This window comes from Mucilaginibacter sp. OK268 (genome assembly GCF_900103125.1).
Lineage (GTDB): Bacteria > Bacteroidota > Bacteroidia > Sphingobacteriales > Sphingobacteriaceae > Mucilaginibacter.
Window position 1 is genome coordinate 730,274 of record NZ_FNJV01000002.1, and the last position, 16,236, is coordinate 746,509.

Sequence of the window (16,236 nt, forward strand, 5' to 3'; positions counted from 1 at the left end):
TTCGAATGAATTATTTTAGTTTGTGTTTGATTGATCTAAAACAGGTCGTGGATCAAATATTACCCTAAAGGAGCTTATTTTATCGCCTTTAACCTGGTACCATCCACAACCGAATATGGTAACGCTCCCCATATCAATATCATAAAACAAACACACATCATCTCCTTCAGCAATGGTCTTTTTCAGATCGTATTTAAATTTCATCTTCTCCATATCGTTCATATATGCCTCCGCCCCATCACGCGAACCCAGTACGCCTTTAAAGGTCATATCTGTTGTTAAATATTTGCGGGCAGTGGCAAAATCCTCTTTATTCATTGCATCTATGAAAGCCAGTACCACTTCTTTAGCATTCCTGGTTAGTTCTACTGTATCTTTTTTCATATTATTATTCAAACAAATCATTATTATATAATAATAAATAAAACACCCTTAATGTTTCATAAAAAACAAAAAGGGCTTGTTAATGCCTAAACACTAACAATACCCTATATTAACTTGTTATGAAGAAGTTATGTTTGTTAAGGATGTTTCCCCTGTCTGTAAACAGTATCGCATCGCTGCCAGTGATCTCTACCTCTGAAATGCTCAAATCTGTTTATCATAAACAGCATATTAGTAGTAATAAAGAGTATAATAACCAAAATGGCAGCCACCTTTGTAATGATGGCTAAAGCGGGCTTTTTTGAAAACCCACCAAAAACATAACCGATAATAAATACCATACAGGTAATAAACAATATCCGTATGATGATAATTCCAAATCCCATGATCGTAAATTTAAGGATGAACACTTATTTGTATTTGCTTAAAAGTTCCTGATCCTCGGCTTTACCCCAATGAGGATTTACACTGGTATCTGTATTTTGAAGCATTTTAAGGCTTTGCGTAGCCAGTTGTTTGGCCAGATCCTTATCGCCACCCCACAGTTTTGGGGTATTATATTTAAACCACGCCGCTAGGTAAATAGTCCTGGGGTTATTGGGGTTTAACTGTTTGGCCTGGTTCAGGTACTGCTGGGCAAGCGGACCGTATTTAGGTCCATAGGTCATCATGTTAATGAACACCTTACTCTGGTTAATCATGCTCATCACCGTATACACCTCTGCCAGTTCCTTTTTCTGGTTAACTTTATCCAGCAATGATTCTGCCCTTTTGGCCTGTGCTTCGCCCCGGTTACTGTACGCTTCTATAGATTCGCCGTCATCCTGCAACAGGAAACCTATCCTCGCGTTACAATAAGCCGCGTAATAGTTGGGCAGCCAGTCTTTCGGCTGTGAGCCCTCGATCTTTACAAACTCCTGCTCAACGGAGGCGTAATCTTTAACCGTTTTGGCTTTGTCTAATTTGGTAACGGCGCTTTGTAAATTGGTTTGCTGGGCCGATGCTGATAAATAGCACATCAGTATGGCCAAACCCGAAATGATTAACTTTTTCATGTTGATTGATTTTATATGGTTTTAATTATTGTTATTATCAAGAATATCGCTGGTGCGGTTAATACCGAAGCTCATAAAGAACCCAGCGTAATAATACCGGCGTGCAGGTAAGGTTAAAGGCATTTTGATATCGCCGTTAGCACTGTAGTTATAACCAAATAGCTGGTTGGTGCCCAGTAAATTATTAACACCCACGCTAAAACCTGAAAACGGTTTCTGTTTCCAGCTTTTGAACAAGGACATCAGATGAGCCACCTGCAGGTTCAGCACACTATAGTTTTTAGTGGTGCCCTGGTCATAGATTCTGGATACGTTAATGACATTATCGTACCTGATGTTATAATAAGGTCTGCCGGTAGCAAAAGCATAGGAAATATTTACATAGGTATCAATGTCCTGAAAGTTCTTTTTTATGGCGATAGTGGCGGTATGCGGCGTAGCAAAAGTTGGCTGTATCTCGTCCGGATAGTCTAAAAAATCACGTTTGGTATTGAGGTAAGTATAAGAGATCCAGTAATCGAGGTTTTTAAAAGTCTTTTTATCTCTGAAAAACAGTTCAATACCCCGGGCGTACCCTTTGCCATTATTACTGATAACCGGCTCCGTTTTGATCAGATCCTTATACTGCTTGTAATAAGCCTCGATTCTGAAAAAACGATTATGCGCCTTTTTAGTATAGTTCAATACATAGTGGGTAGCACTTGAAAAATGGAGATCGGTGGTTTGATACAGAAAATCATTCTGTGGTTCCTGGTAAAAAATACCGTAAGCAAAGTTAAATTGCCCCCCATCATTTAAGCGATAAGCCAGACTTGCCCTTGGTGCGATAACCCATTTGTTTAATAATGAGGAGTGTTCTGTACGCACACCTATTTTAGCAGCTAAATCATTAGCCAGGTAAATATCACCCTCAGCAAAAGACGCCGTTAAATTATCCGTAAGGGCGATTGTGCTATCGTTTGATATACCATGATCATGCGAATAAAAATGTTCGGCACCAAACCTGATTGCCTGGTTATGCGGGAACATACGGGTAAACACTATCCTCGCCTGTGCAAAATCATTGTTGATGATACGGTGGTTGTTTTTTTCGTTAAAAGGGTAATCAGGCAGCTTAATGGTTTGTCCATCATTACCTGTTAGGGTTTGTATCGTGTTCACCCGGCTATAACTATAAGCCAGACCCGCCTCAAGCTTCCAATCATCATTGAGATATTCGCGATAGCTCAAATTGTTATAACTGTTCATGCCTTTTACCTGGTAACCGGAGCGTAAAGCGGCACTGTCAATATCAGGATTGCGCATCCCCACATTGCTGGTATTCCAGTTAGTATAAAACTTCAGCATGCCGGTTTTGCCGGTTTTTATCCTGAAATTGGCATCTCCTTCCAGGTACTCGGGTCCGCTGAAATAATTGATGCGCTGCGGTATAATAGCGTTATACCAGGTCTGGTTACTATATCTTAAAGTGACACCATAACTGCTCTTCTTATTTTTAGCCAGTTCTTGTATTCCTGCACCCATGTTGGCAGTAAAAACAGAGAAATAGGCCGATGATTTTTCAGGCAGGTCGACACTTTCCAGGATCAGGGCACTGCTCATGGCCTGGCCGTATAATGCTGAGTATCCTCCTGTACTGAACAGGATGCCATTAAACAGTATAGGGTTTACCCGTGCATACTGTTGTAAACCAGGCACCGCAGGGTAGTTGGGATTTTTAACCAGCGTACCGTCAATAAATTGTTTGGTTTCATCGCCGGTACCTCCCCTAACATACAAACCATCTGCCTCGCCTATTTGTTGCGAACCGGGCAATGACCGGAGTGCGAGGGCAACATCGGCATTGCTACCAGCAACGGTAAACGCATCAATAGCGGTGAGTGACGCACCCTTTGCTTTGTCGCTTGCTTCAAATGAACCGGCGCTGATAATGACCTCATGAAGCGATTGGGCATCTGATTGTAAAAGAACAATATCCAGGTAGATGGATGAATCGGCAAGGGTGACTTCTTTTTTGAATGATTTATAGCCAACTGAGGTTACCACCAACAATTGCTTCCCTTTTGCATTAGTGGGTAAATTGAAGGTACCTGCAGTGTCGGTTTTAGTTCCCCCAGCTGTTGCTTTTAGTGATATGCTGGCAAAAGGAATAGCCTCACCGTTACTGTTTTTTACCGTTCCTGAAATACGATGCTGCGAAAAAACAAATCGCGGCGCCAGTAAAAACAGGAAAGCAACTGCTATATATTTGATGATATGAATTTTCATGACCCTTAGTTTTGAACCTATTGATGATCAAAACTATAGTGCCTGGTGTTATCTTTTTTGGAGAGTAGACGAGCGGGGAAAGTGTAGCGACGAAAGCCGGAAGTGTTGGTAAATTAATGCTCCAGCCTGTTCAATATTTTGGTAATATTTTCTTTATAGGATTCGCTCACAGGCACCTCTTTCAAGCCTATATAAACAAAATCGCGTTTTACTGTGGTGATTTTATTAGCCGCTGCCAGGAATGATTTATGGGTGCGTATGAATGCCGGTGGCGGGAGTTTTTCTTCAATAGCCTTGATGGTCATGCGGGTAAGCACCGGTTTGGTTGATGACGACAAATGGATCTTGATATAATCTTTTAAGCCTTCAATATAATCGATATCGGCTATTACAATTTTCACCAGGGTATATTCTACATTAACAAAAAAATCTTCTGGAACAGCGCTAGCCACTACCTTGCTGCTTTGTTGCAATTTAAACAGGTCATTGGCGCGGTTGCAGGCTTTCAGGAAACGTTCAAAACTAAAGGGCTTTAGTACATAATCAACCACATTGAGATCAAAACCTTCCAGCGCGTATTTTTCATAGGCGGTAACCAGGATAACCAATGGTGGATTGTTGAGCGTTTGCAGAAACTGCAAGCCGTTTAACCGGGGCATCTGTATATCCAGAAATATGAGGTCAATTTGTTCTGTTTGCAGGATCTCAATAGCTTCCAGTGGGTTTTTACACGTTTTAACCAGCTGCAAAAAAGGTATCTGACTGATGTTGTCTTCCAGCAGTTCCCGAACTAATTGTTCATCATCAACAATAATACAGCGCATCATACTAACTTCAAAGTTAAGGTAATATGAAAAAGATTGTCGCTATTATTGATGGTTAAGGTATAATTATCTTTATACAACAAATTCAACCGCGACCGGACGTTGGCCAAACCTATACCGGAGTTTTCATCTTTGGAGGTTACAGGTTCATCTTCGAATTTATTGCGTACCTCAAATATCATCTGGCCCCGATGTACAGATAGTTCAATATCTATCTGCGGTTGTTCGTTGTAGCCAACACCATGTTTAAAAGCATTTTCTACAAAAGGTATCAGCAACATAGGTTCAATGGTATACTGATCATCTTCCTTATCTAATTCAATCCGGCTGTTCACTTGTACATCGTTCCCGAAACGGAGTTTTTGCAGCTCAATATAGCTGCTCAGGTATTCTATTTCTTTTTGGAGCGCTACCTTTTTGCCCTGGGCATCATACAACATATAACGCATCAGATCTGACAGCATAATGAGCGATTGTTCCAGCTTGTCCGACTTTTTACGGGCCAGCGATACCAGGTTAGTCAGCACATTAAATAAAAAATGCGGACTGATCTGTGATCGAAGAAACTTGAGTTCGGTGAGCAGTTGCGTGGCCTGTTTTTCCTTTTGCTCCCGTTCGGTACGGATGCTATCAACAATTCGGCAATAGATCAAGCTGATGATAAAAACAACAATGGAGGGTGGGAAAACAAATTTATAAATGGATGGATCCTTTGGCAACTTCGGAAACCATTCCACCATGATGTGGTGTTTTAACCAGAACGACCCAAAGATGAGCAGTATACAACAAATAATATACAGCAACCAAAAGCGCCTGTTATAAAACCTGGGATATAAGTATAAAGCATTGATGTAAAAAATAGCCAGGTGAATAATACCCGCTTCTGTAAAGAACACGCCCGGTATCGAGCCAATAGCATATCCACTGGCTGCTGTAGAAACAAAATAGGGCAGCAATAGTATGGTGCTCCAGATAAGTACATGGAGCGTAATAGTAATATACCGTACTTTAATAGCTACTTTCATTTGATTGAATAAGCACCACGACGCGCTTATTGATGCATAAATTTAATAAAGGGATCATTAGTTAGGGCATTTACAACACTTTTAGTTTTTACCAGGCGACTTCTGCCTATCCAATATTCAGCCGCAATAAGGTGCAGCACAAAGCCTATCCAAAACCCGATACCAAAAAACTCTTTGGGCGTTAAGCCGGTAAAACGACTGGTGGCGAAAAATATCCCGTTAATTATCCGGATGGTAGTTATAGCCATTCCAATAGCATAAACACGGATGGCCCACTCCCGGTGTTGCAAAAGTTTATGTTGCTGCACCTGCTGAAAAGCCTTGAACAAAGCATACAGAAAGAACAGGGAAAACAATACAGTTGCCGCAACCTGGTTAGCACCACCTATAGCCGGTACAACAAAGCTCATGATCAACGCGGTTATACCTATCACTATGCCACTTATCAAAAATAATCGCCCGCTCAAACGGTGCCAGCGAGGGTAATGGGTTCGTATGCTTTGAATAAATTGAAATGGCCCGGTAAGCACAAAAACAAGGCCGGGGATAATATGAATAAGGATTAATAAAGGAAAATGTGCAAGACTGTCATCTATTTGGGTAAAATTATTTTTAACCACAGGCGGCTGATAGCCATTGATCAGCACAGGTATTAAGGTCAGCATGCGGCGTACTACGATAACAACTCCGATGAATGATAGAAAAGCAATAATACCATATAATAAACGGGGACTTGATGCTGACTTTTTCATACATGGATACTTAGTATGATATAAAACTACCCGCATAAATGTTTACGTCTACACAGAATAGACTAAACAGGAAACTGTGTAGACAAACCGGTAAAGTGTATAGATGATACTTATTGCTATTTCTTTGGGATAACAGCTGTAGCTTCTATTTCAACCAAAATATCATCCCTGAATAGTTTATTGACCTGCACTAACGTACTGGCTGGCGGATGGTTGGTGTTCACAAATTTATCCCTGATGTTACGCAGCACCTGTACCTGCGAAACATCAGTCATATAATAATTAAGTTTCACAACATCCTTCATAGATCCCCCCGCGGCTTCAACTATATTTTTGATATTGGTAAATACCTGCTGAATTTGGGCTGTAATATCATCTTTACCTACCAGTTGGCCATCCTTATCCAGGGCAACCTGCCCGGATAGTATAAGCATGGTGCTTTTACCCAGATCAATGGTAACCGCTTGTGAATATCCTTTTGGCGTACTTACCGATGAGGGATTTATAAATGCGATATCACTTGTTTGTGCAAAACCTGCCGAGGAAATAAATAGCAGGAAGAGATAAAGATGTTTTTTCATAGGGTAAGTATTTGACAATTATTGGCCTCTTGTGGTAATTGAGCTTAGCAAATTAGTTGGCATCCTTCTATTCAGGATGCCAACCGATGATTATTATTTCGGGCTATTTATCCAATCCACCCCTTCGGGTAGCCTTAACCTGGACAGGCCATTTAATGCCTTCCGTTTTTGTATTGGTGGTTTTAGCCGGATCTTCGCTGGCCATGTAGGCCATAATAGCGGCCAGGATAGCGTTGTTCTTCAGATCGTCGAAAACTACTTTGTCATAGGTATCGCGGTTGGTATGCCAGGTATAGGAACCGTACGACCAATTCAATGAGCTTAACGAAAAGCCAGGGGCACCAACAGCCACAAACGAAGCAAAATCAGATCCACCACCACCAGGCTGTCCCGGGAAGTTTGTTTTGATGCGATTTTTAATAGTATCCGGCACGGCTTCCAGCCAACGGCTTAAATAATCCTTAGCATCGGCAAAGCCCTGTCCAGATAGGTTTACTACCCTGCCAGTCCCGTTGTCCTGGTTAAACAGGGCTTGTAGGTTTTGTACAATTTCGGGATGATCTTCCACAAAAGCACGTGAACCGTTCAGGCCTTCTTCTTCACTGCCCCAATGCCCAACCAATATGGTGCGTTTGGGATGTGGGTAATATTTTTTCAATAAGCGCATAGCCTCCATCATGGTAAGCGTACCGGTACCATTATCCGTAGCGCCGGTGCCGCCATCCCAGGAATCAAAATGGGCAGATAGCATTACATATTCGTTAGGCTTTTCTGTACCTTTTATTTCGGCAATGGTATTAAATGTGGGCACTACACCCAGTTCCTTTGATTCGGTATGCATGCTGATCACCGGTTTTCCGCCCGATTCACTCAGCCTGTACAACATCCCATAATCTTCCAGCGCGATATCAACTGTAGGTACTATTTTGGTATAAGCGCCAAATATTTTATCAACCCCAAAACCAGCCGACCAGTTGTTGGTCAATATGCCCACAGCACCTGCTTTTTCAAGCGCTACAGGAAGCGTACGGGTAGTATATCCCGTTTTGCTGATGCGTTTGCGCCAGGCATCGGTCATGGCTGTACGCTCGGCTTTCATTTTTTCAAATGACTCTTTGAGGGCAAATTCCTGCCAGTTATAATCGGGCCGGCCGGTTGGCTGGCACATGGATATCATCACAAATTTACCTTTTACATTAGGCAGCCATTGCTGAAAAGCAACAGAATCGGCCAGATCAGGAATAATGATCACTTCAGCACTCACTGTCTTTTTACCCATGCCCGGGCTCCAGGCCAATTGGGTGCCCTCCAATGATTTTACCCGTGGAGATACCATATCAATGTGCGATATACCCCGTTCCCATCCGCGCCATTCGCCCCATTTTTCGTTATGGGCATCTATGTTCCAGCTTTTGTATTTGGCTATAGCCCAGTCATTAGCCTGTTTCATTTGGGGTGTGCCCACCAAACGGGGACCGACGCCATCAAAAAGCTCATGAGCCAGTTTTTCAAGCTGCGAATTATTGGTTTCTTCCTGCATAATGCCGTCAATGACCGCCTTACTGGATTGTGCCTGGCTGATACCGCTGCAAAGCAGGGCGCTTACCATCAATGGGATGGCTTTGAGCCAACAATTAGTGAGTAGATTAAGATCAGTGGTTTTCATCTAAGTGATTTGTTTTTTAACTGAGATGAAGCTATCATCAGCGATTTTATTATTATTAGTAGCCGATGATGGTTTCATGAACCTAATTTATAAAAATTGAACGGCCCTTTATAATTTTGTTCTATAAAGTGGGTTTACATGGTTTACACTTTTTATGGTTAACATTTATATATATTATTGATAATCAAATAATTAAATATATTTTATCATCAAAAGTGGGTTTACACTGTAAACCATAAAATAAAGCATTCCATGTCATTAAAACTTACTAAGAAACCTCCATGTCATTTCGACAAACAGCGATGGACAACGTGTTGGCGTGAGGAGAAACTATCTCTCGACCGGAGGGAGAAATCTTATACGCCCTGCAATTACAGCTTTGCACAACGCAAAAGATTTCTCCTCGTACCTCGTTCGAAATGACATGGAGACTTATTCGTGACTCACATTTAATTATGCACTTTTTTACTCCCAAATTAACTTCTGAGCAAACAATTTGTGGCATATCATACTTTTTAGTCCGGATGACTTATATTTGTTCATTCCAAACATCAAAATTTACCATGAAATTATTTGTCGGCGGCTTTCCTCTTGATATTGCAGAAATTGAATTAGTCAAAATATTCAATTCCTTTGGCACCGTTAATACCATCAAGATAGTGCGGGATAAAAAGACCCGTAAGTGCAAAGGATATGCTTTCCTTGAAATGACCGACCAGGCTGGTGCCGACCGCGCTATTGAAGGACTTGACGGCACCCCCATGGGCGACCGCCTACTTAGCGTAAAACCAGCCGCCGATAAACCAGCTCCCAAACCGCCAATGCAACAACGGAGTTTTCGCCCGCAACAAAGTGGCAGCTATTCCAATACAAGACCGGAAAAAGATTTTGCAGCTAAAAAACGGCCAAGGATATAGCGTATTAACCCATTTATAAAGAATATGTCATTGCAAGCACAGCGTGGACAACCGACCGTAGGGAGTTCATTAATACCTTAAAAACAATTAACAACATTAATAATCTCCTCGCATGCTCACCGATTAGAATAGCTACGAGATTGCTTCGTCGTTCCTCCTCGCAATGACATGAGAGAGAGACGTCAAGGAGCTCCGTCGAAGCATGGTGGGTGGGCCTCTGCGCGCGCCCTTCGACAAGCTCAGGGTGACAGGCCTCTATCTCTTTACTTTTTCGGCAGTACCAAAACGTTCCAATACTTTGTTAATGGTAACGCTGTCGCGCAATACGCTTAAGCGCATCCGGGTCATGGCATAATCTGATATTTGCCAGCCGAGCGGCAATACTGGCCAGATCCGGGTGTTCGGAACCCTTTCGGCAGTGGGGCGGAACAGGTAAAACCCATAATGCTTTATGCGGGAGATGGAGTAATTCCAGTCTTCTGATTTTTTCATATATCCTATACGGCTATTCAATATGCCTACAGGAGGTGCCAGCGGCTCAAATAAATTACCGGGTTTACCTGTAGCCTCTGTTTGTTGCACCGAGTTTGGCAATGACAGGAATTGCGGCTGAATATGGTTAAATATAGTATCCTCTTTAATCAACTTACTGCGCACCCGTTCAAAAACTGTCAGCACTCCCAGTGAGGTCTCCGCACCCGAATTATCCCAGGTACCACCATCCGTAAAATGATGTTTGCCATTTAGTTTGGCAGTAGGGCTTACATAAGGGAACCGGGCACTTAAAAATGCGGCGGTGCTCAGGCGCAGATCACCGGGATCTTCAATTTCCTGCTCTAAAAATACGGTTGAAGGAAAATCAAGACTATCCAACATTACCGGGGCCGATATCCCTTTTTTACCACTATCCACATCAAATGTATTGGCAAATAGCAGGGGAACTTCATAATGGCCGCCTTTCCACATCCTGCCTAAAGTAACTTTCATATCCAGGTGATGCGCGTCGGTGTGCCTTTCCCAATCCTCTTCCATCAATCTTGCCCTATCGGCCCAGGGAGCCACTCCTAATGACGAAGCCAGCATATCCCTACCCAGCAAGGCAACTATATTTGAGGTGAGATAATCATTACGATAGATGGCCAATGAGTTAACCGGGTAAAAAACAGTATCCCTAACCGGATCTTGTCGATGCTGATACCTCGCATTGCAAAGCAGCGACAGCCCTATTGTACCACCCGATGCGCCGGAATAGGAAAATACGTAATGCTGAAAGTCGTGGGTATTGATCTCATGATAGCGTTCTTTTACCAGGCTATCCAGCGTTCCCACAACCATGGTTGTCCAAACCGTGGCACGCAGCCCTCCGCCATAAGCATTTACAAAAAACACCGGGTAAGGTGTACCAGGGTTGCGGGCTACAAAAGCTTTAATTTCCTGCTTGCGGCTTTTAAGCCAGTTTTCGGTATAGCGGTCTAAAGAATCTAATGATTTATGATAGTTCTCTTGTTTCTGAACATAAGCTTCATGATACGCGGTTATCGTGCTTATCGACCGGTACAGGGTGAACATCAGCAAAAAGGTGATCAAACTAAAGCCCGTTTTCTTTCCGGCGAATAACAAAAAGGAAAAGAATAACAGATAACCCGCCGCCGCGCATAATACCACAGGCATGGTATAATACCGGTTATTACTGGTCAATTCATTTAAAAATGGCGGGAAATTACATAAGATAAAGAACAGCATAGCTATCGTGCCGCCAAAGGTTATCCAGGGTGCCGCGTGCCATTTACGGATCCCCGGGATACCTGTACGCAAAGCCGTAGTGATCACAAACATGGCCGATAAAAAGAACAGGTCAAGCGATAAATAAGCCAAAAAATGAGGTTCCCGGTTACGCTTACCATCAATACTGCCCCAGATGATCATGGGCAACACCAAAGCGGCCATGCTTACCCAAAAACGCCATGGAACTACTTTACCCTCTGATTTGAATAATTTATCTAACCATTTATACCGCAATACGATCTTATAAAAGATAAGCGAAGCCAGCAGCAGCACCAGCGGAGGTACATCTTTCAACAGGTAATCGATCTGGTAGGCATTCATCGTTTGCAGGATGCCTGTAGCGGGTATCAGGAAAGCGGCAGCGCCGAACAGCCTGGCCGTTTCCACCTTTAAGGATGGTCTGGAACCCGCGGGCAAACGACTGGTGTCAAAATCAACAGGGCCTATAAAAAACCGTTTATAGCTTATTTTGATGGAGTTATCAATAACCTTGGGCAAATGCCAGCACATCAGCGCCAGCAAACTTATTGCCAGCAGGAAATAAAAGCTGGCCCATCGTGAGGTATTGATCGACAGCAGCATATCCTGGATCTGCGCACTGATAAAAAGCCCCAGGAAAAAAACTAACAGCATGATCAGCACAATACGAAAACGCCAGGAATAGGTGATCAGGCGCCCTATCCAGGCTGTTGTATACTCGAGCCAAAACCGGGGTTTACCTAATTTAAAACCCTCATACAGCAGTTTGCCAAATACAAAAGCCAGCAGCAGGTATTTGACACATGCAGGCAAACCGATCAGCATAGCATCGGGCAGCGGCAGCTTCAGTTTAAAATGCATCAGGGCCCGGTTGGTCATGATGTTTTCAAACACATCCAAAAGTGCCGCCAGGATCACCAATGCACTTAATGTGATCACGGTACGCTGCGGGATCACCCTGCGGCGCGGGTTAGCTTTTTGGCTCCCTATCCGGAAGATGAGGATAAGCAGGATACCTACATAAACCCCTATGAAGCTATAGTCGGCATTGTTCCGAAAAATCGCCGTTTCGATACCGGTTATGGTTTCTGGATAGGTGGTTTCGCGGGTATAGATCTGGTTTTTCTTAAAGCCGGCATGCCATTCTTTTAAGATGGAATCCCTGCGGGCATTGCTGGTATTAATTTCCCAGTTGATGATACCCGAAGGCGCGTACTTGGTGATGATGAGGTAATTATCCTTCAGCGTCATACTGCCAATAACCAGCAAAGCCATCAGCAGCAATGAAAAAACAGACGAAAAATGACGGTTGACCCAATTCTGTAAACGCCGGAACATATAAATGTGAATAATTTAAAGTTACAGAAAAAAGTATGATCGATGGATTATTTCATTCGTCATTTTATTCAAATCGGTACAATCCTACAGCCTTAAGCGGGTAATAACTCGCGAGTAGATATTTCCAAAAAAGGGTGTCATGCTGAGCTCCGTCGAAGCATGGTGGGTTGGCCTCTGCGCTCTACCCTTCGACGGAGCTCAGGGTGACAGCCCCCTTTTGGGATATTATTTGTTATGTCTACTCATATGCGGCATTATTTACCTTTATCAAACCTTGGCATACAACTCCTCTATTCTCTCGAGCGGAACACCTTTGGTTTCAAACACATAACGGCTCACAAACAGGATCATACTGATATTGATGATACCATAAACCCCAAACGTATACACCGGCCCCAGCTGCGAAAGCATCACCGGAAACGTCAATGAAACGATAGAATTAGCTACCCAATTGCCAAACACCGCTATAGAAGTTGCTGTACCACGAACCCTGTTCGGGAATATTTCGGCTACGTACACCCACAGCACCACGCCCCAGGTACAGGCAAAGCCGCCTATGTAAACAAATATGGTGGCCAGTACAAAGTAGTTTTGCAGCAGGTTAAAGTGAAACAGGGCGGCCAGCACAAACATGCAAAGCCCCATGATCACCGAGCCAATGAGCAGCAGTTTTTTACGGCCCAACCTGTCGATCAGCGGGAAAGCCAGGATGGTAAATATCAAATTAACCACACCGGTGAGCATGGTTTGAAACAAAACGCTGCCGCCCACATGCACTTTTTCAAATATCAGTGGCGCATAGTAAAACACGATATTAATACCCGTGAGCTGGGCTATGGAGGCAAATACCAAGCCGATGATCACTACCTTTCTGTAACGTGGTGTAAATACCTCACTCAGCGCCGGACTATCCTCCGAGGCGATGTCTTTGGTAACCAGGTCAACCTGCTCTGTGCTTTCTGTTTTTGAATAAATATGATCAAACACCCTTTGGGCTTCTTTTATCTTGTTTTTAGCGATGAGCCAACGCGGACTTTCGGGTACCAGCAACAGCAGGATAAAGAAAATAACCGAAGGCACTACTGCCGCGGCCAGCATATAGCGCCAGATATTGCCATCATTTAAAAAGCCGAAAGGCGCTTTGGCTATAACATAATTGGATATGAACGATAGCAAAATACCGGTTACAATAGCCAGTTGCTGCAACATGCCCAACCTGCCCCTGAATTTTGGCGGCGCTACTTCTGATATATAAATAGGCGCCAGGGTTGATGCCATACCTATAGCCACACCGCCTATAAAGCGGTACACTACCAGTTGTACAAAGCTGCCCGCTATACCACTCCCCAAGGCGGCTATCACATATAATATCGAGGTTACGATCATCAGGTTTTTACGCCCGAACTTATCGGCCAGGCCACCGGCAAACAAGGCGCCAGGGATACAGCCTATAGATGCCGCAGCTACTACCAGACCTATTTCGGCATCATTCAAATGGAAAACGGGTTTGAGGTATTGTAAGGAGCCAGCTATTACAGCAGTATCAAAGCCAAACAATAGTCCGCCTAAGGCAGCCACAATGGAAATTAAAATGGTATAACTTTTCATAAAGCAGATTGGTTAACGATAAAGTCCCCAGCCGGGATAATTGGTTTATAAACTCGATTTAGCAGTGCAAAATTCGCCGCTTTACAAATATATCATTCCCCGGGATATTTAGGTATGTCATTTTAGCCATCTACTTTTTGTCAGCAAATTGTTATTTAACCCGATGGAGTATAATATAAATATACCGATTGGTATATTTGTCTCATGAATAAGAATTTTTCATATCCGCAATCTAGCCGCACAGCTAAATCATAAAAAAAATTATCATAAAATATACCGATTGGTATAATATATATCATGAACCCCATCAAACGACAAATTCTCCTGATCACTGTGATAGCCGCCGCTATTATGGAACTGATTGACACCTCCATTGTGAACGTGGCCCTCAATTATATGAGCGGCAACCTGGGCGCAACGCTCGAAGATATCTCCTGGGTGATCACCTCCTACGCCATTGCCAATGTGATCATCATCCCCATGACCAGCTTCCTGGTCAACAACCTGGGGCGCCGGAATTATTATATCGGCTCCATCATTCTGTTTACCTTTTGTTCTTTTATGTGCGGTAACGCTACCAATATATGGGAGCTGGTGAGCTTTAGGTTTTTGCAGGGTTTGGGCGGCGGTGCCTTACTTTCGGTTTCGGCGACCGTGGTTTATGAGCTTTTCCCTAAGGAGAAACAAGCTACTGCGAGCGCCCTGTTTGGTATCGGTGTATTCATCGGGCCAACCATCGGGCCAACACTAGGTGGTTACATCACCGAAAACTTCTCCTGGCCCTGGATCTTTTATATCAACATTCCTATTGGTATAGCCGCTGCCATTTCCTGTTATTTCCTGCTGCACGAACCCGCTATCAAACAAAAGATCAAACAGGTCGACTGGCTCGGTATTATCCTGCTCATCATCGGCATAGGCTCCTTACAGGTAGTACTGGAACGCGGCCAGACTGACGATTGGTTTGCGGCCGGTTATATTGTTTTTTTAACCGTTACGGCTACCCTCTCCCTCACCACCTTTATTATCTGGGAACTGTATACCGAAAACCCGGTAGTGAACCTGCGCATCCTCCGGTTCAGATCGTTAAGTATAGCGGCGGTGCTCACTTTTATCACCGGCATGGGTATGTATACTTCTATTTATCTTACCCCTGTAGTGGCGCAGCGCCTGCTTAACTTTACCCCTACCCAATCCGGGTTATTGCTTCTGCCCGGTTCCATCGTAGCGGTATTGGCTTTGGTAGTCACGGGTAAGTTGTTGCAAAAGGGGGTTTCGGCTGCGCTGATTGTGTTTTTTGGTTTTATGTGTTTTATATATTTCAATTGGTCGATGTCAAGGATCAACCTGGAAACACCGGCTATTGATATTACTTTAAACCTTATTTTCAGGGCGATAGGCATGGCTTTGTTAACCGTACCGCTGGGTACCCTGGCCGTATCGTCGTTAGAAGCCAAGGATATGCCCCAGGGAACCGCGCTCAATAATATGATGCGGCAACTGGGTGGCTCATTCGGTATTTCTATCATCAATACCTATGTGGCCCGGCGCATCGCATCGCACCGAATGGACCTCATTACCCATATTACGCCCGATAACCCGGCGTTTATTAACCGGATAAACGGTTATGCCACAGCTTTTATGCAAAAGGGCTTCGGCTTACTGGATGCCAAACAGAAAGCCATGTTACTGGTAGAAAAAGTAGTGATTCAGCAATCGTCCTTTTCCAGCTATCTTGATGGCTATTTTCTGATCGGCTTGTTTTTCGCGATGGTATTGCCTTTGCTGCTTTTTGTAGCCAAGCGGGATAAAAAGAAAGCGCTGGTTATTCCATCTTCAGACCATTAACATTTGGGGCCGAAAAACTTTTTAAACCTTAAATTTTAACATTTTTCTGCCCGAAAACGGGGTAAAAGTGGGGCAAAAACGTTCGAAAAAACCTCATTTTAACACTTTTTAACAAATTTTAATCCTGTTTTGGGTTGTTTTTAAAACTTTAAAAAGTATTAATTTATTGATTATCAAATAACTATGCACAAATCAGTCTATTTTTG

At 43.3% G+C, this 16,236-nt stretch carries 13 protein-coding genes; 3 read left to right on the top strand and 10 right to left on the bottom strand.

Going from position 1 to position 16,236, the window contains the following annotated elements; all coding sequences use genetic code 11:
- Window positions 1-15: 15 nt before the first annotated feature.
- Window positions 16-384, bottom strand: a complete 369-nt coding sequence (locus BLR84_RS08810) for a nuclear transport factor 2 family protein (RefSeq protein ID WP_090466976.1) — start codon at window positions 382-384, stop codon at window positions 16-18.
- Between the two features lie 119 nt (window positions 385-503).
- On the opposite strand from BLR84_RS08810, the gene BLR84_RS29985 reads away from it, so the two are divergent.
- Window positions 504-674: a hypothetical protein gene (locus tag BLR84_RS29985; RefSeq protein WP_176852004.1), complete on the top strand. Its 171-nt coding sequence runs from the start codon at window positions 504-506 to the stop codon at window positions 672-674.
- A 120-nt stretch (window positions 675-794) separates the two neighbouring features.
- Here the strand turns inward: BLR84_RS29985 and BLR84_RS08820 are convergent, their stop codons facing one another.
- The 7 genes from BLR84_RS08820 to BLR84_RS08850 form a co-directional block, all read right to left on the bottom strand.
- Window positions 795-1,439, bottom strand: coding sequence for a hypothetical protein (locus BLR84_RS08820; RefSeq protein WP_090466981.1), 645 nt, complete (start codon window positions 1,437-1,439; stop codon window positions 795-797).
- A 21-nt stretch (window positions 1,440-1,460) separates the two neighbouring features.
- Window positions 1,461-3,707: a TonB-dependent receptor gene (locus tag BLR84_RS08825; protein WP_090466983.1), complete on the bottom strand. Its 2,247-nt coding sequence runs from the start codon at window positions 3,705-3,707 to the stop codon at window positions 1,461-1,463.
- A gap of 113 nt (window positions 3,708-3,820) precedes the next feature.
- Window positions 3,821-4,534 carry a LytR/AlgR family response regulator transcription factor gene (locus BLR84_RS08830; protein WP_090466985.1) on the bottom strand — a complete coding sequence of 238 codons (714 nt, stop codon included), beginning with the start codon at window positions 4,532-4,534 and terminating at the stop codon, window positions 3,821-3,823.
- A complete protein-coding gene (locus BLR84_RS08835; protein ID WP_090466987.1) occupies window positions 4,531-5,556 on the bottom strand; it encodes a sensor histidine kinase in 1,026 nt (341 codons plus the stop codon). The genes BLR84_RS08830 and BLR84_RS08835 overlap by 4 nt, the downstream gene beginning before the upstream one ends.
- 26 nt (window positions 5,557-5,582) lie before the next feature.
- A complete protein-coding gene (locus BLR84_RS08840) occupies window positions 5,583-6,308 on the bottom strand; it encodes a DUF2306 domain-containing protein (protein WP_176852005.1) in 726 nt (241 codons plus the stop codon).
- 116 nt (window positions 6,309-6,424) lie between these two features.
- Window positions 6,425-6,889 carry a RidA family protein gene (locus tag BLR84_RS08845; protein WP_090466990.1) on the bottom strand — a complete coding sequence of 155 codons (465 nt, stop codon included), beginning with the start codon at window positions 6,887-6,889 and terminating at the stop codon, window positions 6,425-6,427.
- Between the two features lie 103 nt (window positions 6,890-6,992).
- Entirely contained in the window at window positions 6,993-8,555 is a 1,563-nt protein-coding gene (locus tag BLR84_RS08850) for a M20/M25/M40 family metallo-hydrolase (RefSeq protein WP_090466992.1), read from the bottom strand.
- 563 nt (window positions 8,556-9,118) lie between these two features.
- On the opposite strand from BLR84_RS08850, the gene BLR84_RS08855 reads away from it, so the two are divergent.
- Window positions 9,119-9,472, top strand: coding sequence for an RNA recognition motif domain-containing protein (locus BLR84_RS08855; protein ID WP_176852006.1), 354 nt, complete (start codon window positions 9,119-9,121; stop codon window positions 9,470-9,472).
- 255 nt (window positions 9,473-9,727) lie between these two features.
- Here BLR84_RS08855 and BLR84_RS08860 read toward each other — a convergent pair whose 3' ends face one another.
- On the bottom strand, window positions 9,728-12,574 hold the full coding sequence (locus BLR84_RS08860; RefSeq protein ID WP_090466995.1) for a hypothetical protein: 2,847 nt from the start codon (window positions 12,572-12,574) through the stop codon (window positions 9,728-9,730).
- Between the two features lie 267 nt (window positions 12,575-12,841).
- Window positions 12,842-14,182 carry a sugar porter family MFS transporter gene (locus BLR84_RS08865; protein ID WP_090466996.1) on the bottom strand — a complete coding sequence of 447 codons (1,341 nt, stop codon included), beginning with the start codon at window positions 14,180-14,182 and terminating at the stop codon, window positions 12,842-12,844.
- 297 nt (window positions 14,183-14,479) lie between these two features.
- On the opposite strand from BLR84_RS08865, the gene BLR84_RS08870 reads away from it, so the two are divergent.
- Window positions 14,480-16,030 (top strand): DHA2 family efflux MFS transporter permease subunit, encoded by a 1,551-nt coding sequence (locus tag BLR84_RS08870; RefSeq protein ID WP_090466998.1) that lies wholly within the window; start codon window positions 14,480-14,482, stop codon window positions 16,028-16,030.
- Window positions 16,031-16,236: the final 206 nt, after the last annotated feature.